The organism is Novosphingobium sp. (assembly GCF_027489515.1).
In the GTDB taxonomy this organism is placed as follows: domain Bacteria; phylum Pseudomonadota; class Alphaproteobacteria; order Sphingomonadales; family Sphingomonadaceae; genus Novosphingobium.
In genome coordinates this window covers 30,309-52,256 of record NZ_JAIXZS010000049.1, presented here as the reverse complement: position 1 = coordinate 52,256, position 21,948 = coordinate 30,309, and the positions used below count along the sequence as shown (strand labels likewise).

23 protein-coding genes are annotated in these 21,948 nt (G+C 66.4%); 5 read left to right on the top strand and 18 right to left on the bottom strand.

Annotated elements, in window-relative coordinates; all coding sequences use genetic code 11:
• Position 1: 1 nt before the first annotated feature.
• The gene (locus Q0082_RS08495) at positions 2-2,089 is read left to right on the top strand and encodes a protein-disulfide reductase DsbD domain-containing protein (RefSeq protein ID WP_298191516.1); all 2,088 of its coding nucleotides are present in this window, start codon (positions 2-4) and stop codon (positions 2,087-2,089) included.
• A 126-nt stretch (positions 2,090-2,215) separates the two neighbouring features.
• Here Q0082_RS08495 and Q0082_RS08490 read toward each other — a convergent pair whose 3' ends face one another.
• Both Q0082_RS08490 and parC read right to left on the bottom strand, forming a co-directional pair.
• Complete coding sequence (locus Q0082_RS08490; RefSeq protein ID WP_366522537.1) at positions 2,216-2,983, bottom strand: SDR family NAD(P)-dependent oxidoreductase; 768 nt, start codon at positions 2,981-2,983, stop codon at positions 2,216-2,218.
• Positions 2,980-5,274 (bottom strand): DNA topoisomerase IV subunit A, encoded by a 2,295-nt coding sequence (parC, locus tag Q0082_RS08485; RefSeq protein ID WP_298191514.1) that lies wholly within the window; start codon positions 5,272-5,274, stop codon positions 2,980-2,982. The genes Q0082_RS08490 and parC overlap by 4 nt, the downstream gene beginning before the upstream one ends.
• A gap of 106 nt (positions 5,275-5,380) precedes the next feature.
• On the opposite strand from parC, the gene Q0082_RS08480 reads away from it, so the two are divergent.
• Positions 5,381-5,971, top strand: a complete 591-nt coding sequence (locus Q0082_RS08480) for a type 1 glutamine amidotransferase domain-containing protein (protein WP_298191512.1) — start codon at positions 5,381-5,383, stop codon at positions 5,969-5,971.
• 17 nt (positions 5,972-5,988) lie between these two features.
• Here the strand turns inward: Q0082_RS08480 and Q0082_RS08475 are convergent, their stop codons facing one another.
• A complete protein-coding gene (locus Q0082_RS08475) occupies positions 5,989-6,684 on the bottom strand; it encodes a DJ-1/PfpI family protein (RefSeq protein ID WP_298191510.1) in 696 nt (231 codons plus the stop codon).
• A gap of 79 nt (positions 6,685-6,763) precedes the next feature.
• On the opposite strand from Q0082_RS08475, the gene Q0082_RS08470 reads away from it, so the two are divergent.
• Positions 6,764-7,720, top strand: a complete 957-nt coding sequence (locus Q0082_RS08470; protein ID WP_298191508.1) for a GlxA family transcriptional regulator — start codon at positions 6,764-6,766, stop codon at positions 7,718-7,720.
• Positions 7,721-7,724: 4 nt separating this feature from the next.
• On the opposite strand, the gene Q0082_RS08465 is transcribed toward Q0082_RS08470, so the two are convergent.
• The 4 genes from Q0082_RS08465 to Q0082_RS08450 all read right to left on the bottom strand — a co-directional run bounded on the left by Q0082_RS08465 (position 7,725) and on the right by Q0082_RS08450 (position 11,866).
• Positions 7,725-9,311 carry a hypothetical protein gene (locus tag Q0082_RS08465; RefSeq protein WP_298191506.1) on the bottom strand — a complete coding sequence of 529 codons (1,587 nt, stop codon included), beginning with the start codon at positions 9,309-9,311 and terminating at the stop codon, positions 7,725-7,727.
• A 114-nt stretch (positions 9,312-9,425) separates the two neighbouring features.
• Positions 9,426-9,758 carry a 2Fe-2S iron-sulfur cluster-binding protein gene (locus Q0082_RS08460; protein WP_298191504.1) on the bottom strand — a complete coding sequence of 111 codons (333 nt, stop codon included), beginning with the start codon at positions 9,756-9,758 and terminating at the stop codon, positions 9,426-9,428.
• 3 nt (positions 9,759-9,761) lie between these two features.
• Positions 9,762-10,850 carry a cysteine desulfurase family protein gene (locus Q0082_RS08455; RefSeq protein ID WP_298191503.1) on the bottom strand — a complete coding sequence of 363 codons (1,089 nt, stop codon included), beginning with the start codon at positions 10,848-10,850 and terminating at the stop codon, positions 9,762-9,764.
• Complete coding sequence (locus Q0082_RS08450) at positions 10,847-11,866, bottom strand: aminotransferase class V-fold PLP-dependent enzyme (RefSeq protein ID WP_298191501.1); 1,020 nt, start codon at positions 11,864-11,866, stop codon at positions 10,847-10,849. Before Q0082_RS08450 ends, Q0082_RS08455 begins: the two co-directional genes overlap by 4 nt.
• 142 nt (positions 11,867-12,008) lie before the next feature.
• On the opposite strand from Q0082_RS08450, the gene Q0082_RS08445 reads away from it, so the two are divergent.
• Positions 12,009-12,665 carry an alpha/beta hydrolase gene (locus Q0082_RS08445; protein WP_298171912.1) on the top strand — a complete coding sequence of 219 codons (657 nt, stop codon included), beginning with the start codon at positions 12,009-12,011 and terminating at the stop codon, positions 12,663-12,665.
• Positions 12,666-12,707: 42 nt separating this feature from the next.
• On the opposite strand, the gene Q0082_RS08440 is transcribed toward Q0082_RS08445, so the two are convergent.
• The 8 genes from Q0082_RS08440 to Q0082_RS08405 all read right to left on the bottom strand — a co-directional run bounded on the left by Q0082_RS08440 (position 12,708) and on the right by Q0082_RS08405 (position 17,804).
• Positions 12,708-13,469, bottom strand: a complete 762-nt coding sequence (locus tag Q0082_RS08440) for an SDR family oxidoreductase (protein WP_298191499.1) — start codon at positions 13,467-13,469, stop codon at positions 12,708-12,710.
• A 313-nt stretch (positions 13,470-13,782) separates the two neighbouring features.
• Entirely contained in the window at positions 13,783-14,370 is a 588-nt protein-coding gene (locus tag Q0082_RS08435) for a hypothetical protein (RefSeq protein WP_298191497.1), read from the bottom strand.
• A 53-nt stretch (positions 14,371-14,423) separates the two neighbouring features.
• Complete coding sequence (locus Q0082_RS08430; protein ID WP_298191496.1) at positions 14,424-15,260, bottom strand: SDR family NAD(P)-dependent oxidoreductase; 837 nt, start codon at positions 15,258-15,260, stop codon at positions 14,424-14,426.
• Between the two features lie 77 nt (positions 15,261-15,337).
• A complete protein-coding gene (locus tag Q0082_RS08425; RefSeq protein WP_298191494.1) occupies positions 15,338-15,811 on the bottom strand; it encodes a hypothetical protein in 474 nt (157 codons plus the stop codon).
• Positions 15,808-16,428 (bottom strand): TetR/AcrR family transcriptional regulator, encoded by a 621-nt coding sequence (locus tag Q0082_RS08420; protein WP_298191491.1) that lies wholly within the window; start codon positions 16,426-16,428, stop codon positions 15,808-15,810. The genes Q0082_RS08425 and Q0082_RS08420 overlap by 4 nt, the downstream gene beginning before the upstream one ends.
• A gap of 75 nt (positions 16,429-16,503) precedes the next feature.
• A complete protein-coding gene (locus Q0082_RS08415) occupies positions 16,504-16,701 on the bottom strand; it encodes a hypothetical protein (protein WP_298191490.1) in 198 nt (65 codons plus the stop codon).
• Positions 16,702-16,723: 22 nt separating this feature from the next.
• Positions 16,724-17,083, bottom strand: coding sequence for a hypothetical protein (locus Q0082_RS08410; protein ID WP_298191488.1), 360 nt, complete (start codon positions 17,081-17,083; stop codon positions 16,724-16,726).
• A gap of 160 nt (positions 17,084-17,243) precedes the next feature.
• Positions 17,244-17,804 (bottom strand): hypothetical protein, encoded by a 561-nt coding sequence (locus tag Q0082_RS08405; protein WP_298191547.1) that lies wholly within the window; start codon positions 17,802-17,804, stop codon positions 17,244-17,246.
• 511 nt (positions 17,805-18,315) lie between these two features.
• On the opposite strand from Q0082_RS08405, the gene Q0082_RS08400 reads away from it, so the two are divergent.
• Complete coding sequence (locus Q0082_RS08400) at positions 18,316-20,175, top strand: DUF885 family protein (protein WP_298191486.1); 1,860 nt, start codon at positions 18,316-18,318, stop codon at positions 20,173-20,175.
• 20 nt (positions 20,176-20,195) lie between these two features.
• Here Q0082_RS08400 and Q0082_RS08395 read toward each other — a convergent pair whose 3' ends face one another.
• The 3 genes from Q0082_RS08395 to Q0082_RS08385 are packed head-to-tail and all read right to left on the bottom strand — an operon-like array spanning position 20,196 to position 21,948.
• A complete protein-coding gene (locus Q0082_RS08395) occupies positions 20,196-20,843 on the bottom strand; it encodes a glutathione S-transferase family protein (RefSeq protein ID WP_366522535.1) in 648 nt (215 codons plus the stop codon).
• Positions 20,843-21,325 (bottom strand): VOC family protein, encoded by a 483-nt coding sequence (locus Q0082_RS08390; protein ID WP_298191484.1) that lies wholly within the window; start codon positions 21,323-21,325, stop codon positions 20,843-20,845. The genes Q0082_RS08395 and Q0082_RS08390 overlap by 1 nt, the downstream gene beginning before the upstream one ends.
• Positions 21,322-21,948 carry a glutathione S-transferase family protein gene (locus tag Q0082_RS08385; protein ID WP_298191483.1) on the bottom strand — a complete coding sequence of 209 codons (627 nt, stop codon included), beginning with the start codon at positions 21,946-21,948 and terminating at the stop codon, positions 21,322-21,324. The genes Q0082_RS08390 and Q0082_RS08385 overlap by 4 nt, the downstream gene beginning before the upstream one ends.

The window sequence follows — 21,948 nt, the reverse complement described above, 5'->3', positions numbered from 1 at the left end:
TATGGCAATCTTGCGAAACTGTGCCCTGTTCCTTGTCGCCTGCTGGCTATCGCTAGCAGCACCGCCAGCGCTGGCCCAGCTCGCGCAAGGCCCCGCCCATATCCGCGCCTCGCTCGTCGCCGAACGTCCGGCACGGCCCGGCGAGACAATCACGCTCGCGGTTCTGATGCAGCCGGACAAGGGCTGGCATGGCTACTGGACCAATCCGGGCGATGCAGGCCTGCCGATCACGCTGGAATGGACCTTGCCGCCGGGTGCGGGCACCGGACCGCTGGAATTCCCGGTGCCGCAGACACTGCTCGTGCAGGGGCTGATGAACCACGTCTACGAGCATGACTATGCCGTGCTCGTGCCGTTCACGGTGCCGAAGGACGCCGCCCCCGGCACGGTGCTGCCGGTTTCCGCCAAGGCAAACTGGCTCGCCTGCACCGAAGCGATCTGCGTGCCCGAGAGCGCGACCTTGCAGGGCACCGTTACCGTGGGCAGCGGCGCGGCCGATGCGCGCTTCGATGGCTGGCGCGCGGCGCTCCCCGCCCCGCTTGACCGGCAGGGGAGGTTCGCGCCCTCCCCCACCGGCTGGCGCATTGCAGTGCCCTTCCCGGCCGGCGCAGCCATCGGCGAGCCGCACTTCTTCATCCAGTCCGAAGGCGTGGCCGATTACGCCAAGCCCCAAGCCTTCAGCCGCGTGGGCGACACGCTGGTGATCGAACTCGCCAAAGCCGCCTTCCCGGCGCCAGAAGCACCCGCGACACTGGCGGGTGTGCTCTCGCTCGGGTTCGGGCCGAAGGGCGAGTCGCTGGGCGGCATTGCCTTGACCGCCGCGCCAGGCGTGGTGCCGTCGGGCGGCTCCCCGCTGGGCAAGGGCAGCGCGCCGGCGGCGTTCTCCGCCGCGACGCTGGTGCTGGCGATCCTCGGCGCACTGGCCGGCGGGTTGATCCTCAACGTGATGCCCTGCGTATTCCCGATCCTCAGCCTCAAGGCGATGGCGCTGGCCCGCGCAGGCAGCCACAACGCGCATGTCGAGGGTGTGGCCTATACCGCGGGCGTGATGCTGGCCTGCATGGGCCTTGGCGCGGCGATGCTGGCTCTGCGCGCTGCTGGCACGCAAGTCGGCTGGGCGTTCCAGTTGCAGGATCCGGGCGTGGTGGCGCTGTTGCTGCTGCTCGCGGTCGCCATCACCGCGAACTTCATGGGACTTTACGAGCTGCCGGGCCTTTCCATTGAAAGCGGCTCGGGCGGCGCCAAGGGCGGCTGGGTCGGCGCATTCGGCACTGGCCTCCTCGCGGCCTTTGTTGCCACCCCTTGCACCGGACCGTTCATGGCCGCCGCCGTGGGCGCGGCGCTGGTGCTGCCGGCATGGGCCGCGATGGCGGTGTTTGCGGCATTGGGTTTCGGGCTGGCGCTACCGTTCCTGCTGCTTGGCTTCGTCCCTGCGCTGCGCCGTCTGATGCCGAGGCCCGGCGCGTGGATGGAGCGCTTCCGCCGCGCGATGGCGGTGCCGATGGGGCTGACGGTGCTGGCGCTATGCTGGCTGGCGTGGCGGCTGGGCGGTCCGGCTTACGCGGCAGGCGCAGTGGCGCTCGCCGTGCTGGTTGTTGCGCTGTTGATCGCCATCGGGCGGGCGCAGCGGCAGGGGCTGGGCACCGCGAAGTGGGCGCTACCCGGCAGCGTGGTGCTCGCTGCGCTGGCGCTGGCGGTGACACCGCGGCTTGCGACGGCTGGCCCGGGCGGCACGGTCGAAGCCGGGCTGCTGGATGCCAAGCCCTTCAGCGAAGCGGCGCTCGCCGAAGCGCGCGCAAAGGGCAGGCCGGTGTTCGCTTATTTCACCGCTGACTGGTGCCTCTCGTGCAAGGTCAACGAAGCCGCCGCCATCGAGCGCGAAACCACGCGCGATGCGTTCAAGAAGGCTGGCGTGGTGGTGCTGGTGGGCGACTGGACGCGGCGCGATCCCAAGATCACCAGCTTCCTCTCGCAGCAGGGCGCAGCGGGCGTGCCGCTCTACCTGTGGTACCCGGCCAAGGCTGCCGAGCCGCAGAAACTGCCGCAAGTGTTGAGCGCGGACTTCATGGCGGGGCTGCCGGGGGGCTGAGGCCATCCTGCCTTATCTGATCACCTCGTCATTGCGAGCGTAGCGAAGCAATCCAGAGCGGCAGTGCATTGTGCTCTGGATTGCTTCGCTACGCTCGCAATGACGAAGGGTGGGCGGCGAGGTGGTTTAGAGGCTCTGCCCGTCATCCACGGTGATGTGCGAGCCAGTTACCTGCCGCGAGGCGTCGCTGGCGAAGAACACCATCGGTTCGTCGAGCGCGGTGATATCGGTCAGGCGGCGGCGGGGCCAGGTGTTGATCTGCGCCTTGCCGCCTTCGGTATCGAACCAGTCGCCGGCGATTTCGGTGCTGATGTAGCCGGGCTGGATCGTGTTCACGCTGATCCCCAGCCGCGCCCATTCCTGCGCGAACTGGCGGCCGAGGTGCTGCACGGCGAGCTTGGTGGAGGCGTAGGAGGCATCTCCCTGCCCGGTCATGTGCGAGGTGATCGAGCCGATCAGGATCACCCGGCCCTTCTCGCTTTGCTTGGAGCCCGCCTTGATCATCCGGCGGGCGCCTTCGCGGGCGGTGAGATACACGCCGGTGAAATTGGTATCGACGACGCTGCGGATGCCTTCGGCTGACACATCAACGGCGCGGCCGGGCACCACGATCCCGGCATTGGCAACGACCACATCGGGCACGCCGATCTGGGCTTCCGCCGCATCGAAGGCCGCGATGATCGAGGCTTCGTCGGTCACGTCCATCGCCACCGCCAGCGCCTTCCCGCCGCCCGCGTTGATTTCGTCCGCCAGCGCCTGCACCCGCTCCACGCGCCTTGCGCCGAAAACCACGGCAGCGCCCTCGCTCGCATAGAGCCGCACGAAATGTTCGCCGAGCCCCGAGGAAGCGCCCGTGATCAGCGCGATACGTCCTGCCAGTCTATTGCCCATCATCCGAACCTGTTGTCCCTAGGAAAGCCCGTCGGCGGCAAACGCCCCGCCGCGCCGCGCGCGACCTTCCACGGCAGAAGGTCCTTCTCGGTGCGCGTGCGCCCGCTTTCTCCGCCCATTGCCCACGAAAGGCCATCCGCAAAAGTGAGCGTGATGGCGTCCGCAAGCCCGCCATCCTTGTAACGCTGGAGGGTGACGCCCTGCCCCTTGGCGAGCACCGGCACTTCGCTGAGCGGGAAGATCACCAGCTTGCGGTTCTCGCCCACCACCGCGACGTGATCGTGCTCGGCTGCAATCTCGCGCACCACCGTCAGCTTCACGCCGGGCTTGGTGGTGACGACGCCGCGGCCCTTGCGGGTTTCGGCCAGCAGCTCGTCCATCTCCGCCGCGAACCCGCGCCCGGTGTTGGCGGCGAGCAGCAGTTGGCCCTTGGCCTTGTGCGTCACCAGCGCGACGATCTGCGCTTCGGGATCGATATCGAGCATGGTGCGCACCGGCTCACCAAACCCGCGCGCGCCGGGTAGCTTGTCTGCGCCGAGCGTATAGAACCGCCCGTTGTCGATCGCGAAAAGCAGCTTGTCGGTGGTCTGGCAGTGGAGTGCGAATGCCGGGCCATCGCCTTCCTTGAACTTGAAATCGCTGTCGAGCGGCAGGTGCCCCTTGGCCGCGCGAATCCAGCCGCGTGCCGAAAGGATCACCGTCACCGGCTCCTTCTCGATCATTGCGTCCATGCTGAATTCGCGCGTCGGCGCAGCTTCCAGCAGCGTGGTGCGGCGCGCGCCGAGCGGGGTCGTCTCGGCGTATTCCTTGCGCAGCGCCTTGAGGTCGTTCTTGAGGCGCTTCTTCTGGAGCTTCGGATCATCGAGCAGCGCCTGCAGTTCGGTCTGCTCGGCGATCAGGGCGTCGCGCTCCTTGCGCAGTTCCATTTCCTCAAGCTTGCGCAAAGAGCGCAGCCGCATGTTGAGGATCGCCTCGGCCTGCCGGTCGGTCAGCTCGAACTCGGCCATCATGATCGGCTTGGGCTCGTCCTCGGTGCGGATGATCTCGATCACCCGGTCGAGGTTGAGGTAGGCGATGATGTAGCCGCCCAGCAGTTCCAGCCGGTTGGCGATCTTCTCAAGCCGGTGGCGCGAGCGGCGCAGCAGGATATCGATCTGCGCGATCACCCATTCCTGCAAAAGCAGCTTCAGCCCCAGCACGCCGGGCGTGCGGCGCGCATCGAGCACGTTGAGGTTGAGCCCGAAGCGCACTTCGAGATCGGTCAGGCGAAACAGCGATTCCTTGAGAAGGTCCGGATCGACATTGCGGCTCTTGGGCACGAGCACGATACGAATCTGGGCGTCGCTCTCGTCGCGCACGTCCTCGAGGATGGGCAGCTTCTTGTCGGCGATGAGCGCAGCGATCTGCTCGATCAGCTTGCCCTTCTGCACCTGGTAGGGGATTTCGGAGAGCACGAGCTGCCACTGGCCGCCGCCGAGCTTCTCGATCCCCGTCTCTTCCCACGTGCCATCGTCCTGCCGCCCGGTGGAAAAGCGCCCGCGCACGCGGATCGCGCCCTTGCCGCTTTCATAGGCGGCACTGATCGCTGCCTTGCTGTCCACCACGAGCCCGCCGGTCGGGAAATCGGGGCCGTGGAACACGTCCATCAGCTCGGCATGGGTGGCCGCCGGATTGTCGATCAGCATGAGCGTGGCGTCGACGATCTCGGCCACGTTGTGGCTCGGGATATTGGTCGCCATGCCGACGGCGATACCGCTGGAGCCGTTGGCGAGGAGATTGGGGAACAGGCCGGGGAAGATTTCGGGTTCTTCCTCCTCGCCGTTGTAAGTCGGGTGGAAGGTGACGGTGCCTTCCTCCAGCCCCGCCATGAGCCGCATCGCCGTGCGCGTCAGCCGCGCTTCGGTGTAGCGGTAGGCAGCAGCATTATCGCCATCGATATTGCCGAAATTGCCCTGCCCCTCGACCAGCGGGTAGCGCAGCGCAAAATCCTGCGCGAGGCGGACCATCGCATCATAGACCGAGGCATCGCCGTGGGGGTGATACTTGCCGATGACATCGCCCACCACGCGCGCGGACTTCTTGAACGCCCCTGCGGGATCGAGTTTCAATTGCTGCATCGCCCAGAGCAGACGGCGGTGGACCGGCTTCAGCCCGTCGCGCAGATCGGGCAGCGAGCGCGCGGTGATCGTCGAGAGCGCATAGACGAGGTAGCGCTCGGACAGCGCGGCATCGAAAGGCGCATCGACGATGGCGTCGAAAGGATCGGGTTCGGCGTCGGTGGTGGTCTTGGTCATGCTGGCGGACCCATAGCAAGCGCGCTCCGCTTCAGGAACAGCCCGGAACCCCGGCATCCCCCGATCATTACCCTGTCAGATCCGCCTCCGACAGAAAGCATATCCCATGGCCAAGCGCGTCCTCATCATCGCGACCGACGGTTTCGAGCAGTCCGAACTCATAGAACCCCGGAGGCTCCTCGAAGCTGCAGGCATCAAGACCACGCTCGCCAGCCCCACGCCCGGCAAGATCCGCGGCTGGAACCACGGGGAGTGGGGCCTCTCCGTCACCGTCGACAAGGATATCGAGGAAGTTTCCGCCGACGAATTCGACGCGCTGCTACTGCCGGGCGGGCAGATGAACCCCGATGTGCTGCGTATGGACGACCGGGTGATCGAACTGATCGAGAACTTCGATGCCGACAGCAAGCCGATTGCGGCGATCTGCCACGCGCCGTGGCTGCTGATCGAAGCCGATCTTGTCCATGGCCGCACCGTCACCGGCTGGCCCTCGCTCCATACCGATCTCGAAAATGCGGGTGCGGATGTGGTCGACGAGGAAGTTGCGGTCGATGGCAATCTCATCACCAGTCGCAAGCCGGACGACATCCCCGCCTTCACCCAGGCGCTGATCGAGGCGCTTGAAGCCGCCGACGAGGAGGATGAGGCGGACGACGATGACGAAGACGCCGAGGAAGGCGAGACCCAGGAACTCTGAAGGCGCGGCCCTGCAGCCTAGCCCGCGTCAATCAGGGCCGCCGCCTCGCGCGCTTCGGCCTCGAAGCCGGGCATCATCCCGGCAAGGCGCTCCTGATAGGTTGCCAGGATCGCTGGCGGCGCGGTTTCGGGCGTGCCTGCGTCGAATGGCGGCGCGGGTGCGTATTCGAGACCGAGCTGCATCGATTGCGCCAGCTCGGGCCCGCCGATCTCGGCGAGGACCGTCAGCGCGAAGTCGATGCCTGCAGTGACGCCGCCGCCGGTGATCACGTTGCCATCGCGCACCACGCGCCGCGCATCGGGTGTCGCGCCGTAGATCGGCAGCAGATGGCGCCAGCCCCAGTGGCAGGCCGCACGCTTGCCCTGCAGCAGACCCGCCGCGCCAAGGATCAGCGATCCGTTGCACACCGAGGTGACATAGCGCGCGCCGAGCCCCAGCCGCCGCACTTCGGCAATGAACGCGCGGTCCAGCCCCATCTTTGTGGCCGGGAAGCCGCCGGGCACGCAGATCAGATCGCAGCGCTCGATATCGGCGAGCCGCAGCGTGCGGCCAAACACCAGCCCCGACGCCGCGACATCGCCGCCATCGCGGCTTGCCACCAGCGTCTCGCTCCCCGGCATGCGGGAGAGGAACTGGTGCGGGCCGGTAAAATCGAGATGGGTCATGTCCTCGAACACGGCGAACACGATGCGAAACGGCGCTTGGGTCATCATGGGCTCCTGCCTTGTCTCTCGCAGCACTATCCCGCAATCCGCTCTTTGACAAAATGACAATGATCCCTCATTTTGCGCCATGCCAAGCACGATCGGCCTCTACCTTTTCGATGACTTCCAGTTGCTCGATGCCTCAGGCCCGATCACCAGCTTTGAAGTGGCGGGCCGGATCGCGCGCAGGCCGTATCGGCTGGTCCTGCTCTCGGCCGTCGGCGGACCGGTGCGCAGCTCCGCCGGGGTGGTGATCGAAACCGTGGCGGCGGGCAGCGCCGCAGAAGCAGGCAAGCTCGATACGCTGATGGTGATGGGCGGCGATGGCAGCCGCCGCGCGATGCGTGACGGGGAAACGCTGGCCTATTTGCGCGGCGCCGCCGGCGCGGTGCGCCGCTTGTGCAGCGTCTGTTCGGGCGCGCTGGTGCTGGCGGGCGCGGGTCTGCTCGACGGGCGCCGCGCCACCACGCACTGGCGCCGCGCGCCGCAGCTGGCGCGCATGTTTCCCAAGGTCCTCGTCGAGCCCGACCGCATCCATGTGCGTGATGGCCCGGTCTGGACGTCCGCCGGGATCACCGCAGGCATCGACCTCGCGCTCGCGCTGATTGCCGAGGATCTGGGAGAGGCGACCGCGCGCGCCACAGCGCAGGAAATGGTCGTCTACTACCGCCGTCCAGGCGGGCAGTCACAGTTTTCCGCGCTGGCAGATCTCGGCGGTGAGGCGGGGCCCTTCGCGTCCCTGCTTGGCTGGATTCGCGCCCACCTCGGCGAGCGGCTGACGGTCGAAGTGCTGGCTGCACAGGCTGCGATGAGCCCGCGCAACTTCTCGCGCGCCTTTACCCGCGAAATGGGCCTCAGCCCGGCCAGGGCGGTTGAGCGGCTGCGGCTCGAAGTCGCCCGCGAACGCGTGGAGAACAGCACTGCCCCGATCGAAGCGATCGCTGCCGGCCTTGGCTTCCATGATCCCGAACGCATGCGCCGCGCCTTCCTCCGCGCGTTTGGCCAGCCACCGCAGGCGATGCGGAGGATGGCGCGCAAGGGCTGAGCGCTCAGTTCAACGTGGCGTCGAACGTGATCGCAAAGCTTGCCCCCGGTGCCAGCGTGGTGGCCGAGGCGGTCAGCGTGCCGGCGAGAAAGGCGACGCCGTAGGGATCGGTCTCGTCAGGGCCAGTAGCGTCGTCGTCCTCAACCGTGCCAGCGGTGGTGCAGGTCGCGCCGCTGCGGGCAGTTCCTGCGCTGTAGGTGATCCCGGCGGGCAGCAGGTCGGTCGCCGCCACATTGGCTGCAGAAAGCGTCCCGGGATTGGTGACGAGGATGCAATAGCGCAGCGCCGCGCCGGGAATCGCCTTGGGGTTGCTGGCATTGACCCCGTCCGAAATCACCGCGGAGGTTTTCGTCACGGCCAGCGCCGGCACCCGCGTGTTGGTATAGGTGCAGACGATCGAGGTCTCGGCCGCACCGATGGTGAGGCCGTCCGCGAGGTTGGTATCCGCCGCCCCGGTGCAGGCAACCGTCCCGAGATAGCGGCTCACATTGGTGGGCGCGAGCGTCTCGCCCAGCGTGACTGTCTCGCCCAGAACGACCGGCGTGGGGGTGGTGCTGGTATCGAGTTCGCCGGCTGCGCCCGCATCCGAGGTGAGCGTGCCGATTACCGTACTGGCGCGCGAAATCGTGACATCGGCATCGTCGCCCACCGTCGCATCGGCCCACTGCTTGCGCAGGGTCACGCGGCTGTCGTTGTCGGTTATGGTGTAGGTGCCTGAGGTGACTGATGACGCGCCGCAAGTCGTGGTGTTGGCCATGGTGTAGCCGGTGCCCGCGCTGATCGAGAAATTGATTGTCTCGGTTGCTTCCACCGCCGTGTCGTCCACCACCGCGATGCCGAGCGGGATCGGGCTGTTGTAGTAGGTGCCCGCGGGGATCGTCACCGTGAAGGTCGCGGCATTGCCGGGGGTGGTATAGTCCGTTCCCCGCGTCGCCGTCCCGCCGGTGATGTTGACGATGACATTGATCGCGCTGGTGGTGGAACCGGTGACCAGCAGTGTCGCCATGCCTGCGCTCGCCACGCTTTCCGCGCCGGTGCTGTTCGCCGCAGAGATCTGGACGAAGGGCCGCAACGAGAGCTGGATCGCATCGAGGAAATTGCCGAACGAGCCTGCATCGCTGGTGGTGAACTGCACGCGCTGCATGCCCGACGTGCCGCTGTAGGTCGCGCTGCCGGTGTTGACGTTCCACACCTGGTTGGCCGTCGTCGAAGCCTGCGTCGTCAGCGTCTGGATAACGGTGCCGGTGCTCGATGCCACCTGAAAGCGCACCGTTTGCGTCGCAAGGCCGCCCGGACGTGCGCGGTGCGCAAACGTCCAGCCGACCGGTTCGCCGTTGATCAGGCAGATGTTCTGGAACAGCGTGCCCGGCTGGTTGGCGTTCATTTCGGCAAAGACCACGCCCGCATAGGCCGGCACGCTGTTGAAATTGGTGTCCCACAGCTCGATCTCGCCGGTGGTGGAACTCCACCCCAAGACCGAGGCGATGGGCAGGATCTCGAAATTGGGCGCACCCGGGCCCGCGGGATCATTGGATTCGAACGAGGGGTTCTGCAGCGCACGGAGCTGGGCGTGGGCTGGGCTGGCTGCCACGCAGGCCATCGCGGCAAACAACGCGCAAAGCATGCGGTGCAAGGCGCGGTGCGGCAACGATCACTCCCGGTTGCGGCCTCTCACGCGGCCCTACGGGTATTCCCCTAGCGCGGCTCAGCGGCCCTGCATATCCCGCGCTTCTTCCGGCACGCGTACCTCGAGTCCGTCGAGCGCCTCGGTCAGCACGATCTGGCAGGAAAGACGGCTGGTGCGCGTTACCCCGGCGGCGAGATCGAGCATGTCTTCCTCGTCCTCGCTGGCGGGGGCAAGCTTGCCAAACCATTCGGCGGCGACGACGACATGGCAGGTCGAGCAGGCCATCTGCCCCTCGCAGGTGCCCTCGAGCGGCATCCCGGCGTTCTGGCCCACTTCAAGCAGACGCATGCCGACCGCCGCTTCGGCGTTGATCCGCTGGTCCTGCGCGGTGATGAAGGTGACCTTGACCATGGCTTATAGGGCTCCCTGCGCGCTTGAGGCCGCGTTGATCGCGGCTGCGGCCCGTTCAAGATCCTCTGCCCTCGTATAGCGCCCGAAGCCGATCCGGATCGCGGTTTTTGCTTCCCTGTCCGAAAGTCCGAGCGCGCGCAAGACATGGCTGGGCCGGCCCGAGCCGCTGGCGCAGGCTGAACCTGCAGAAAACGCGAGGGTGCGGCAATCCGACATCAGTCGCCCCACATCGAGCCCATCGCGGCGGATGTTGAGATTGCCGTGCCAGCGCCGCTCCGCATCGCCGTTAAGCGTCCAGCCGGCAAACAGCGCGCGGGCCTGCTGCCACAGGCTTTCCACATGCTGTGCATCGCTTTCCCGCAGACTTGTGCACAGGGCTGCCGCCGCACCGAACCCGGCGCAGAGCGCCGGGGAGAGCGTGCCCGAGCGCAGGCCCTGCTCCTGCCCGCCGCCGTGGATCAGCGGAGTGAGGGCAACGCCATCGCGCACCCACAGCGCGCCAATGCCCTTGGGTCCGTAGAGCTTGTGCGCGGAAATCGCGATCATGTCGGCATTCGTTGGCGGTGCGAATTTGCCCGCCGCCTGCACCGCATCGCAGAGGAACAACGCACCCGCCGCATGTGCTGCATCGGCCAGTGCCTCGACCGGTTGAATGGTCCCGATCTCGTTGTTGACCTGCATGACCGCGACAAGCTCCGTGCCTGGCGGAACAGGCGCGGCGGCGTCCACCAACCCGGCGCTGCTCACCGGCAGCACCGTGCAATCTGGATCGGCGAAACGTGCGGTATCAAGCACCGCTGCATGTTCAACCGCCGAGACCGTCAGCCGCTGCGCCCTGCAGCCAAGGATGGCGAGATTGAGCGCCTCGGTCGCGCCCGAAGTGAAGATCACGCGGCCGCCGGGGGGAAACAGCGCGGCCACCTGTTCACGCGCCACTTCTACCGCAGCAGCCGCCGCGCGGCCGGGCCGGTGCGGGCTGTGCGGATTGGCAAAGCCGTCCTCGCCGAGCCAGCGCAGCATCGCCTCGCGCGCTTCGGGGGCGAGCGGGGTGGTGGCCTGGTAATCCAGATAGATATGGGCTTGGTCGATCATCCCCTGATCTCCCGCCAAGCTGCCAGGAAGGCATCAACGTCCGCCTCGGTCGTCTCACGCCCTATCGAAACGCGGATCACCTCGCCGGCGTTGGGATAATCCATTGCCGTGAGCACCGGGCTGGCCTTGAGCGAACCCGAAGAACATGCGCTGCCAGCCGAAACTGCGATCCCCATGCCGTCGAAGCGAATGAGCTGCGCATTGGCCGAGCGGCCCGGCATCCGGTACCCGGCAATCGTCGCGAGCCGCGGGGCATCCTGCGCGACCACCTCACCGCCTGCCGCGACGATCGCTTCGTCCAGCCGCAATCGCAGCCGCGCCGCCTCCCCCAGCCAGTCGCTCCCCGCCTCCAGCGCTGCGGCCATGGCCAGCGCGCCGGCCAGATTTTCGGTGCCGCCACGGTAGCCCCGCTCCTGCCCGCCGGTGGGCTTCAGCATCGCCCAATCGCGCACCAGCAGCGCGCCCACGCCGATGGGGCCGCCGAACTTGTGCGCGCTGATGGCAATCAGGTCTGCTGGGGGCAGCGCGATCTTGCCCGCCGCTTGTGCGCAATCGGCGAGCAGCAGTCCGCCTGCCGCGCGGACAGCGCCGATCACCGCGTCCAGGGGCTGGATCAAACCAGTCTCATTATTGACCTGCTGAACCGCGACCAGTCCGGCGAGCTTGCCCTCGAGACGCGCGCGCCCCGCACCATCGACTTGCAGCCGCGCAACGTCTCCTGCCCAGCGCAGCACCGCCTCGTGCTCAACCGCCGAAACCGCCGCGAGCGGCTGAACGCAGCGCGTCATCGCAATCGCCAGTGCCTCGCTCGCCCCGCTCGTGAAGATCACCTCGCCCTGCCAGCCGAGCGCCGCTTTCACCCGCTCCCGCGCGTCCTCCAGCGCCGCCCGGGCGGCGCGGCCTGCCTTGTGCGGGCTGGAGGGGTTTGCCCAGATCGCGAAGCCCTCGAGCATCGCCTCGCGCGCTGCGGGCAGCAGCGGCGTGGTGGCGGCATGATCGAGGTAGATGGCGGGCATCGGTGGCGCAGATCCGTAGGCAGGCGGGAATGATTGCTTTTGAGGCAACCATTTCTATATAGCGGCTTCTCGCTTTTCCCAGCCCCGGCGTGCCGCGCGGCCCAACGGCCCCCACGACAGGGTGGGCAGATCAGGACAGTCCATGCCCGCAGTCATCTTCCCCGGTCCCGATGGTCGCCTCGAAGGCCGCTTCCAGCCCGCCTCGCGTCCGCGCGCGCCCGTCGCGATGATCCTTCATCCGCACCCGCAGGCCGGGGGCACGATGAACGACCGCATCACGCAGGCTATGTACAAGACCTTCGTGGCGCGCGGCTTTGCCGTGCTGCGCTTCAACTTCCGCGGCGTCGGCCGCAGCCAGGGCTCGTTCGACAACGGTATCGGCGAACTGTCCGATGCCGCCGCCGCGCTCGATTGGGTGCAGTCGATCCACCCCGAGGCGAGCACGACGTGGATCGCGGGCTACTCGTTCGGCGCGCTGATCGGCATGCAGCTCCTGATGCGCCGCCCGGAGATCCGCGGCTTCATCTCGGTCGCGCCGCCCGCCAACATGTACGATTTCAGCTTCCTCGCCCCCTGCCCCGCCTCGGGCATCATCGTGCAGGGTGCTGCCGATACGGTGGTGACGCCGAACGCGGTGCAGAAGCTGGTCGACAAGCTGCGCACGCAGAAGCACATCACCATCCACCACGACGAGATCCCCCGCGCCAACCACTTCTTCGAGAACGAACTCGATGACATGATGCGTGCGGTGGACAACTATCTCGACATGCGCCTCTCGCCGGATTGCCCGATCCGCTGAGCCGGGAAAGCCCCCTCCCCCGGCGGGAGAGGGGGGTGCCGTTCAGAACTGGACGCGCTTGGTATAGCCGCCATCGACGACGATGTTCGCGCCCGTCATCGCGAGGCAGGCCGGCGATGCAACGAACACGATCGCCCGTGCCAATTCCTCGCCCGTTGCCATCCGGCCGATCGGGATCTTGGCCAAAGTCGCATCATAGAAGGGCGTCATCTTTTCCTTGATGTAGGCCCAGGGACCATCCTCGGTCATGATCGGGCCGGGCGTGATGCAGTTGACGCGGATGCCCTCGCCAGCCAGCGCCTGCGAGAGGTCTGACGCATAGACCATGACCGCCGCCTTGAGCGCGTTGTAGGGCTGCACGCCCATGAATTCCTCGACCGCGCCGGTCGAGCTCATGCAGATGATCGAACCGGCATCGGACTTGAGCAGCCAGGGCTTCGCCGCTGCGACGCCGCGGCGCATGGGGAGGATATCGGCCTGCATCACCGCGTCCCAGCCGGCATCGCTGTCTTCGCCGAGATTGGCCGAGGTGAAGCTGATGAAGATGTCGCAGCCGCCGAGCGCTGCGGCCGCCTTGTCGACAAACGCCGGAACCGCCTCCGGATCGGTCACGTTGAGCGCCTCGGCATAGACCGTCACGCCGCTTGGGGCGAGTTCACCCACGATCTTGTCGACCTTGACCTGCGTGCGCCCGCATACCGCAACGTGGCATCCTTCAGCCGCCAGCGCGAGCGCCACCTGCCGCCCGATCCCGCCATTGGCGCCGACCAGAATGGCCTTCCTGTCCTTGAGCCCGAGATCCATTGCGCGTTCCTTCTGTGTTTGTGGTGATGGCCGACCATGGGGAGGGTGCGCGGCTGCGGCCACTCCCGATTTGGGCAGGGGCATTGGGTCAGGACCTACTAATCGCGCCGTCGAGGCGCTGGAATGGCGCACATATCGGGCGGATACTTGCGCAGGGAAGGCTGGTTGCCTTTCGAAGCCAGTCCCTGCCTGAGATGGAAGCCATTCCAGCGTCCCATAGGGATTTAGCTAGCGATGGCCTCCGGCTGACCAATCTGAGCCATTTTGCCTCAAACCTCGAAGGCGCGATTAGTAGGTCCTGGCCCTTGTCCCCTCACTCTCCCAAATGCCGGTAATGCTGCCAGCACCCCCATAGCGCCAGACCGATGGCGATATGCACCGCCGTGATCGGTGGCCAGCCGCACAGGAAGATGATGTTGTTGATCGTCACGTTGCCCGGAAAGGGGCCGCGACCGAATTCGAGCCCGCGCGTGCCGAACACCGCGTTGGCGATGGCGGGCAGGGTGAACAGCCAGCCGAACGTGAGCGACGACCAGAACAGCCACGCCTGCGCCCGCTCGCTCAGGCGGATATAGTGACCGCCTGCACCGATGGCGATGAGCAGCGTGCCGTTGGTCAGCCCTTCAAGATGCGCCATGTTCCATGCGCGCCGGTCGCCGCCGATGTGCACCGGTACATCGGTGATGATGGGCCAGAGATCGATGGCCCCCAGCAGGAAAAAGAAATAGATCCACCCCGCCACCAGCGCCGTGGCGATCAGAGCGATCCCATTGAACACGAGCAGCGCGCGCCGCCGTTCCTGCAGCATGGTTGCCTCCCCCTTTTCTCGGCCCTTCCGAACCGCTGCGATGCGGATGGCGCCTCCCCTCGGCAATAGACCACATCCGAATCGCTGCGTCATCCGGCGACGGGAATGCAAGGGCGATGCCCCCTGCCCGCCCGATGCCCTGTTGCTTAGAGCACGAAGTGATCGCCCGATGCGCGGACGGTGACTTCGGAGATCGAGACGCCCCAGGGCTGGTTGATCGCGTGGATGATCGCATCGGCAATATGGTCCGGCGCAAGGCTGGCGTAGTCGATGGAATCAGGGCTGAGCCGCGCAGCCGGGAAGGTGCCCGCCCCCATCTGCTGCACCATGTCCATGAATTCGGGCATGTTGTGCGCGACGATGCCCACGCCTGCAGCGGGGTTGATCACCGTGCCGGAAAGGCCGGTGGTGGGAACGCCGGTGGGCTTGATCGTGGTGACCTTGATTCTGCCCCGGCTTTCGACGCGCAGCGATTCCGAAAGGAAGTTCACCGCGGACTTGGACGCGCCATAGACCGCTGCGCCGATCACCGGGAAATTGCCGTAGATCGAGGAGAGGTTGACGATCTGGCCGCGCCCGGCCGCGATCATCGGATCGTAGGCGGCGACCATGCCGTTGAGGACGCCCTTGATGTTGATATCGATGCAGCGCTCCCACGCCGGATAGGCCGCCTCATGATCAGAGAAGAACGCGAGCGGCATGATGCCCGCGTTGTTGATCATCACGTCGATCCCGCCGTGCGCGGAAATGGCGGCAGCAACGAGCGCCTTGACCGCCGCGAGATCGCGCACGTCGGTCTCAACGGCGATGGCCGCTCCGCCCGCACCGGTGACCGCATCGGCGGTCGCCTGCGCGGCGGCAAGATCGATATCGCCGCAAGCGACCTTGGCGCCGAGCGCCGCAGCCTTGTGCGCGACAAGCCGGCCGAAGCCGCCGCCAGCACCCGTGATGACGATGGACTTGCCGGCGACGTGATTGGTCATGCGTGCTCCCCCGCTGCAATGGTTCGGCGCCGGTTTAGCAGGGCCGGACGCGATGCCAAGCGGGGGACCAGCGCCGATCAGCTTGCCTGCATATCGGCGAGGTACTGCTTCCACTTGGCCGGGGTGACGACTTCATCGTACCGTGCGGTCTGGGCGGGATCCATGAACTCGATCATGAAGCAATCGTCGACCCAGACCTCGACCAGCGAGAACAACCCGTCGCCGCGGTCGCAATGGCGGGCCTTCCAGCCAGCCTCGCGCGCGATATCGAGGATCTCGTCAGCGCTGCGCCCGACCGAGATGGCGAAGTGGACTTCGGTTTCGCGCGAGGCCGGACCGCCACTGCGCCAGTTGCCCTGATCGGCTTCATAACGCAGCGCGGCGCCGCGGGGGACGACCTCAAGCTCGATCGCCCCGTCACCCGACCAGGCCATCCAGGCCTTCGGGCCGGCGGGTGGGAACGGGATCGCCTCGCCGCCCATGATCCGGGACAGCACCTCCGCCGCGAAGCGGGGATCGTCGGCGGGCATGCTCGCGTGGACCAGTTTCATGGCTGTTCTCCTTCCGTTAGCATTTGCATAGGCGCACCATCGGCTGCGGCGCGGCCGAGCAGGATGGCGATCGCCTCGCTCGCGGCGCGCCCCGCCTCGGCCCCGTCGAAGCCCCAGAAATCGCGCAGCACAGCCCAGCAATAGGCGCTGTCGAGCAACTGGATGACGGCAGCCCGGCGCCGCGCCACATCGGCGGGTAAGGCGGGCAGCGCATCGGCAACGCAGGCCTGTGCCGCGGCCGTGCGCTCGTCGTTCGCACGCAGCCGCACCTCAAGCCCGGCATCTGAAAAGGCCGAGGCACGCACGAGATTGGCGTGTTCGTCGAACTGCGGAAAGAGGTAGGCGGGCGTCGCAATGATCTCGTCCGCCGTACGGGGGAAGCCCCGCGACCGGACCCGGGCCTGCATCCGGGGCCAGACCGCCTCGATCAGCCGTTCGCGCGTTTCGAAGTGGCGATAGATCGTGCGGGTGGTCACCCCGGCGCGGCTCGCCACATCCGCCACGGTGAGCGGGGCCATGCCGGCTTCGGCCATGAGATCGATCGCGGCATCGAGGATACGCTCGCGCGTCATGTCCTTGTACTGCTGGCGGATTGATGTCGCGCTATGGGTCGTCATGTCACATTGTGTGACATTAAATGCGCAAGGCGTCAAGCCGAGGGTAACGGCAGGGTCAGCAGAAGCGTGGCGGGATCAGCGCGCGGCGCTGGCGGCCAAAGTCTGCCCGCCGGTGGTGGGCAGCGACCAGATCACGACATTGGTGATCATCACGGCGGCAAGGATAGCCATCAGCGCCGGCCGCTGACGTTCACCGCGGCGCCACAGGAACACCGCGCCCGCCATGAGGGCAAGCGCGGTGAGCATGGCAAGCGATAGCGCGGCATCGGTCATGCAGGAACGCTAACGCGAGTTGTCAGGACTTGAACAGGCCCGAAGCGAGACCGCCCAGATTGCCGAGCGGGTTTTCGCCTTCTTTCCCGCCGAGGAGGCCGCCCAGCACGTTGGCAGCATCGGGATGCTGGGTCAGCATCGTTGCGAAACTGGCCAGCGAGCCTTCGCCGCCAATGTGCCCGACGATCTGCTGCAGCACTCCGGCATCGATACCGGTGTTGGCTGCGGCGGTTTCCACCGTGTCGGTCGGCGCGGCGTGGCCGGCGGCGAGACCAGCAATGGCCGTTTCCACCATCGAGGGATCGATGCCGACCTTCGCCGCAAGGTTCTTGATATCGACGTTGCTGCTGATCTGGCCGAGGATCTGGTCGAAAATGCTCATGGGCAGGACTCCCTTGGCTGGTGTGCCAAGGAGAGCCTAGCGCGAGGAACATCCGGACGCCACCCTGCGAGACTCCGGAAGGGATCTTCACAACCCACAGGCGCTGCGCCGGGGACCTGGCGCGTGACCCAGCCCCCGGCGCAGCGCGCTGCTGCGGCCCTCAAGTCAGGATGACATCGGGATGAATGCCAAGGAGCTGGAGCACTTGGGTGTGGCCCATGCCATCGTTGAGCAGGAAAGTGGTGCCGTCCTTGTCGGTTCCGAAGGTTTCCTTGACGCTGCCCTGCGACGGATTGTCCTTGAGGAAGGCGGCCAGGCGATTGACATCACCCTGATCGTCGATGAAGTACGAGCCGCCCTTGAACATGCCGAGGCTGGCGAACACGTTGTCAAATCCGGTGATGCGTACGTTGTCGCCATCACCGAAGGTGAGGTCGGTGACGATCACCCACTGGTAGACATCGGTCGGCGGGACACCGGGGCCGTTGTAGGTGACAGGTGACCAGCCTTCAAACGAGCGAAACACGAACTGATCGGCGCCCGCGCCTCCGGTGAGCGAATCCTGGCCACCACCGCCCTTGAGAACGTCGTTACCGTCACCGCCATAGAGCCAGTCCTTGCCGCGCCCGCCCCAGAGCTGGTCATCGCCGGCACCACCGGAAATGATGTCCCTGCCTCCGGTGCCCTTGATCGTATCAGCACCGGCAGATCCGTTAATCATGTTTGCCACTTCTTGATCTCCTAATTGAATATCGGGCACACCGCCCAATGTTCCGTCCGAAAAAGTGAAAATACTAAGGAAAATTACCTACACCGTGATAACTAAGCTTTATACATTTCTTCATTATACCGACGCGAGCCCGGTAATCCATTCTACCGAATTTCTATACACGTTCTGCGGCGTGGATTACCCGCGATTTGTCTGATTTGGGTGCAAATCATCTTCGATTGGCTCAGGCCGTCACAGCCATGGATCACGCTGCGCTGCCAACAATTGCGCTTGGTCGTCACCTATGCGGAGTTCTCGGGATCGACTCGCCAGTCGATGCTGGGCGCAATCGGGAAAACACCCTAGTTCTCGCCCATGCGTGTCTTCACGGCGCGCGCAAGAAAAGGCCTGTTCCGGACTAAGCCGACCAACATAGTTGCTCCGTTTCCGACGCATTCGTCGGGCGGAGCCACGATCTGACGCGGCTTTGACAGCGAGCAGCAGCGTGGGCAATGTCCTCGGCATGGCACAGACCCCTCACGATCCCTCCGCCTCCGCCCCCACCCTGACGCGCCGCGAGGCCATCGCAGGCCTCGCGTCAGGCGCCGCCGCTCTGGCGCTTCCCGTGCAAGCCCAAACGGTAGCAGCGCCCTCACCGGCGTCAGCGCTGCTCGACGATGCCGCGTGGCGGCTGCTGGCGCTGAAGCCCGAGAGCGCGACTTCGCTCGGCCTTGATACCGGCACCCATGCCGCCTTGCGCGGCGCGCTGGAGGACCGCTCGGCTGCGGGCCAGGCCGCAGTCGCCGCGCTGGTGCGCAGCGATCTGGCGAAAGTAGAGGCGATTTCGGACGCGGGCCTCGATCCCGTCACACGCACCAGCCTTGCAGTGGTGAAGAGCGCCTATCACACCGCGCTCGACGGATTCGCCCTGCCTTATGGCGATGTCACCGTCGGCGGCTGGCGCAACACGCCTTATGTCGTGATCCAGAACGTCGGCGCCTACATTGATGTGCCGCGTTTCCTCGACTCGGACCATCCGGTGAACACCGCCGCCGATGCCGAAGCCTATCTGGCGCGGCTCGCGCAGTTCCCGGCGGTGCTTGCAGGGGAGACCGAGCGGTTGAAGGCGGCAGCGGCAGGGGGCCTGATTGCGCCATCGTTCCTTATCGAAAAGGCGATCCGGCAGATGGGCGCGAGCCTTTCCGCAATGGGTACAGGCGGCGGCCTCGTCGATTCGCTGGAGCGGCGCACGCGCGAGAAGGGCATCGCCGGCGACTGGGCAGCTCGCGCGCGCGAAATCGTGACGAAGCAGGTCGCGGCCACGCTGGAACGCCAGCTCGCCGAGCTGATCGCGCAGCGCAAACTGGCGTCGCGCGATGCCGGGATGCATACACGCCCCGGCGGCGATGCGTTCTACGCCTGGGCCCTGCGCGCCAGCACGACGACACGGATGACGCCGGACGAAATCCACAAGCTGGGACTCGATTCGCTGGCCGATCTGCAGGGGCGGATGGACCCGATCCTTCGGAAGCTGGGTTATACCAGCGGCACAGTGGGCGAGCGGATGACCGCGCTGGGCCAGGACCCGCGCTTCCAGTTTCCGGACAACGACGAGGGCCGCGCGCAGATCATCGCGTTCATCCAGAAGCGGCTGACCTATATCCGCGCGCAGATGCCGCGCGCGTTTTCGAAGCTCGTGCGCGGCAACCTCGAAGTGCGGCGCCTGCCCCCGGCGGAAGAGCCGGGCGCGCCCGGCGCCTATGGCGGCCCCGGTTCGATCGACGGGTCGATCCCGGGCAAGATGTGGATCAACCTCGGCACGACGCGGCTCCACAGCACCTACAGCCTTCCGACGCTCGTCCACCACGAGGCGATTCCCGGGCACGTGTGGCAGGGCGAATACTCGAACCAGCTCCCGACGATTCGCGCGATGCTGGCGTTCAACGCCTATTCGGAAGGCTGGGCGCTCTATTCCGAAACGCTGGGCGACGAGCTCGGCGCCTATGACGACGATCCGGTCGGCAAGCTGGGCTACCTCCAGTCCATCGCCTTCCGCGCCTGCCGTCTGGTCGTCGATACCGGCCTCCACGCGCGCGAATGGAGCCGCGAGCAGGCGATCGACTGGTTCGCCAATACCAACGGATCGGGCCGCGACGAGGTGACCAGCGAGGTCGAGCGCTATTGCAGCTGGCCGGGCCAGGCCTGCGGCTATTTCATCGGCCGCAGCGAGATCCTGCGCCAGCGGGCGCGGGCCGTGGCGGCGCTGGGCAAAGCCTATGATCTGCGCGATTTCGACAACGCGGTGGTCGAGGGCGGCAACGTGCCGCTCGATGTGCTGGCCGCCAATATCGACCGGTATATCGCGGCGAAGCAGGCACGCTGAAGATCCGGCGCGCCGGGCGTTCAATCCCGGTCCGGCGCGCCGAGCGGAAAGAACGGACGGTAGGGACGCGCGTCTTCGACACAGCGCGACACTGGTGGCAGTGCGAGGAGATAAGCGCGGTAGGCTGAAAGCCGCGGGCATGAGGCCGGGATCGGCTGGACCCAGTCGGCATAGAACAGGGAGGGTGCCGCGGCGCATTCGATCAGGCTGATGGCCTCGCCCGGCCGGTATTGTGCCAGCCAGCGCTCCAGCCAGCTGTAAGTCCGCTCGAGGTTGGCGCGTGCCTTGTCGATACGCCCCTGATCCATCCCGCCGCCGGGCAGGTGCTCATCGACGACGGCCTGCATCGGCCCCATCACGTAATTGTCGAACACCCGGTCGATCATCCGGACCTCCGCAGCACGGACAGGGTCAACCGGCACCAAGTGCGACGCGCCGGGATAGTGAAGCCAGAGGTGCTCGATGATCGCCGTCGCCTCGAACACTTCTGCATCGCCATCGATCAGCAGCGGGAACTTGCCGAGCGGGCTTGCGGCCGCAACGCGCGCGCCATTTTCCGGATGATCAGCGCCGAGCATGCGGAAGGTGAACGGCGTTTCGCTGGTGTAGAGCGCAATGAGCGCCTTCCATGTGTACGACGAGAACGGGTGCCCATAGAGTTCGGGCATCAGCCTGCTCCTGCCCGCGCCGCATCGATCGCCGCGATATCGATCTTGCCCATCGTCATCATCGCCGCGAAAACCCGCTTGCGCACTGCGGGATCGGGATCGGCCATGCCCCGGGTGAGCGCGCGCGGGGTGATCTGCCACGAGATGCCCCACTTGTCCTTGCACCAGCCGCAGCGGCTTTCGCTGCCGCCGTTCGAGACAATGGCGTTCCACAGCCGGTCGGTCTCTTCCTGCGTGTCCGTTGGCACCTGGATCGAGAACGCTTCGCTGTGCTTGAAATGAGGCCCGCCGTTGAGCCCGATGCAGCGGAATCCGAGCACCGTGAATTCGACCGTGAGGACATCGCCCTCCTTGCCATCGGGATAATCGGCCGGCGCGCGGTGGAGGCCGGTAACGCGGCTCTCCGGAAAGGTCGCCGCGTAGAAGGCAGCGGCTTCTTCGGCCCCACCTTCGTACCAGAGGCAAAGGACGGCGTCCGTCACCCTTTCGCGGCCTTGATGAGATCGCGGTCGATCGCCTTGGCAGACTGATAGCCCGCGCGGGTGCGGATGCGTTCGGCATAGGCGGCAAAGCTGGGCAGCGGCGGGATCGAGCCGAAGTTGAGGCCCCAGTCGATCTGGCTGCCGACATAGACATCCGCCATGGTGAAGCGTGCACCGCAAACCCAGTCGCGGTCCGCAAGCAGCCCGTCCATCGCCTCGATCGTGCGCTCATAGGTGCCGAAGCCGGCCATCCCTGATTTGCCTTCGGGCACTTCCCAGCCCATCGCGCGGCTGATGACCGCCTGTTCGAGTGGTCCTGCCGCAAAGAACAGCCAGCGGTAGTAGTCCGCCTTCTCCGCATCGCGGGGAAGCAGGTCCGCCTCACGGTGGACGTCGGCAAGATAGGCGCAGATGCCGGCACATTCGGTGATCACGCGGTCACCTTCCGGTGCGTGGTGGATCAGCGTCGGCACCTTGTTCATCGGGTTGGCGGCGGCGAGTGCGGGTGGGCGGCTCGCCCAATCGACCAGCACTTGCTCGTAATCCGCGCCGGCTTCGTGCAGCGCCCAGCGCGCGATCTGACCGCGCGACATGGGGACGGTGTAGAAGGTATAGTCTGCCAT

Excerpts from the sequence above, each read along its gene's own strand:
- Q0082_RS08495 (WP_298191516.1), top strand. The coding sequence starts at position 2 with ATGGCAATCTTGCGAAACTGTGCCCTGTTCCTTGTCGCCTGCTGGCTA.
- Q0082_RS08490 (WP_366522537.1), bottom strand. The coding sequence starts at position 2,983 with ATGATGGGCAATAGACTGGCAGGACGTATCGCGCTGATCACGGGCGCT.
- parC (WP_298191514.1), bottom strand. The coding sequence starts at position 5,274 with ATGACCAAGACCACCACCGACGCCGAACCCGATCCTTTCGACGCCATC.
- Q0082_RS08480 (WP_298191512.1), top strand. The coding sequence starts at position 5,381 with ATGGCCAAGCGCGTCCTCATCATCGCGACCGACGGTTTCGAGCAGTCC.
- Q0082_RS08475 (WP_298191510.1), bottom strand. The coding sequence starts at position 6,684 with ATGATGACCCAAGCGCCGTTTCGCATCGTGTTCGCCGTGTTCGAGGAC.
- Q0082_RS08470 (WP_298191508.1), top strand. The coding sequence starts at position 6,764 with ATGCCAAGCACGATCGGCCTCTACCTTTTCGATGACTTCCAGTTGCTC.
- Q0082_RS08460 (WP_298191504.1), bottom strand. The coding sequence starts at position 9,758 with ATGGTCAAGGTCACCTTCATCACCGCGCAGGACCAGCGGATCAACGCC.
- Q0082_RS08455 (WP_298191503.1), bottom strand. The coding sequence starts at position 10,850 with ATGATCGACCAAGCCCATATCTATCTGGATTACCAGGCCACCACCCCG.
- Q0082_RS08450 (WP_298191501.1), bottom strand. The coding sequence starts at position 11,866 with ATGCCCGCCATCTACCTCGATCATGCCGCCACCACGCCGCTGCTGCCC.
- Q0082_RS08445 (WP_298171912.1), top strand. The coding sequence starts at position 12,009 with ATGCCCGCAGTCATCTTCCCCGGTCCCGATGGTCGCCTCGAAGGCCGC.
- Q0082_RS08440 (WP_298191499.1), bottom strand. The coding sequence starts at position 13,469 with ATGGATCTCGGGCTCAAGGACAGGAAGGCCATTCTGGTCGGCGCCAAT.
- Q0082_RS08435 (WP_298191497.1), bottom strand. The coding sequence starts at position 14,370 with ATGACGCAGCGATTCGGATGTGGTCTATTGCCGAGGGGAGGCGCCATC.
- Q0082_RS08430 (WP_298191496.1), bottom strand. The coding sequence starts at position 15,260 with ATGACCAATCACGTCGCCGGCAAGTCCATCGTCATCACGGGTGCTGGC.
- Q0082_RS08425 (WP_298191494.1), bottom strand. The coding sequence starts at position 15,811 with ATGAAACTGGTCCACGCGAGCATGCCCGCCGACGATCCCCGCTTCGCG.
- Q0082_RS08420 (WP_298191491.1), bottom strand. The coding sequence starts at position 16,428 with ATGACGACCCATAGCGCGACATCAATCCGCCAGCAGTACAAGGACATG.
- Q0082_RS08415 (WP_298191490.1), bottom strand. The coding sequence starts at position 16,701 with ATGACCGATGCCGCGCTATCGCTTGCCATGCTCACCGCGCTTGCCCTC.
- Q0082_RS08410 (WP_298191488.1), bottom strand. The coding sequence starts at position 17,083 with ATGAGCATTTTCGACCAGATCCTCGGCCAGATCAGCAGCAACGTCGAT.
- Q0082_RS08405 (WP_298191547.1), bottom strand. The coding sequence starts at position 17,804 with ATGATTAACGGATCTGCCGGTGCTGATACGATCAAGGGCACCGGAGGC.
- Q0082_RS08400 (WP_298191486.1), top strand. The coding sequence starts at position 18,316 with ATGGCACAGACCCCTCACGATCCCTCCGCCTCCGCCCCCACCCTGACG.
- Q0082_RS08395 (WP_366522535.1), bottom strand. The coding sequence starts at position 20,843 with ATGCCCGAACTCTATGGGCACCCGTTCTCGTCGTACACATGGAAGGCG.
- Q0082_RS08385 (WP_298191483.1), bottom strand. The coding sequence starts at position 21,948 with ATGGCAGACTATACCTTCTACACCGTCCCCATGTCGCGCGGTCAGATC.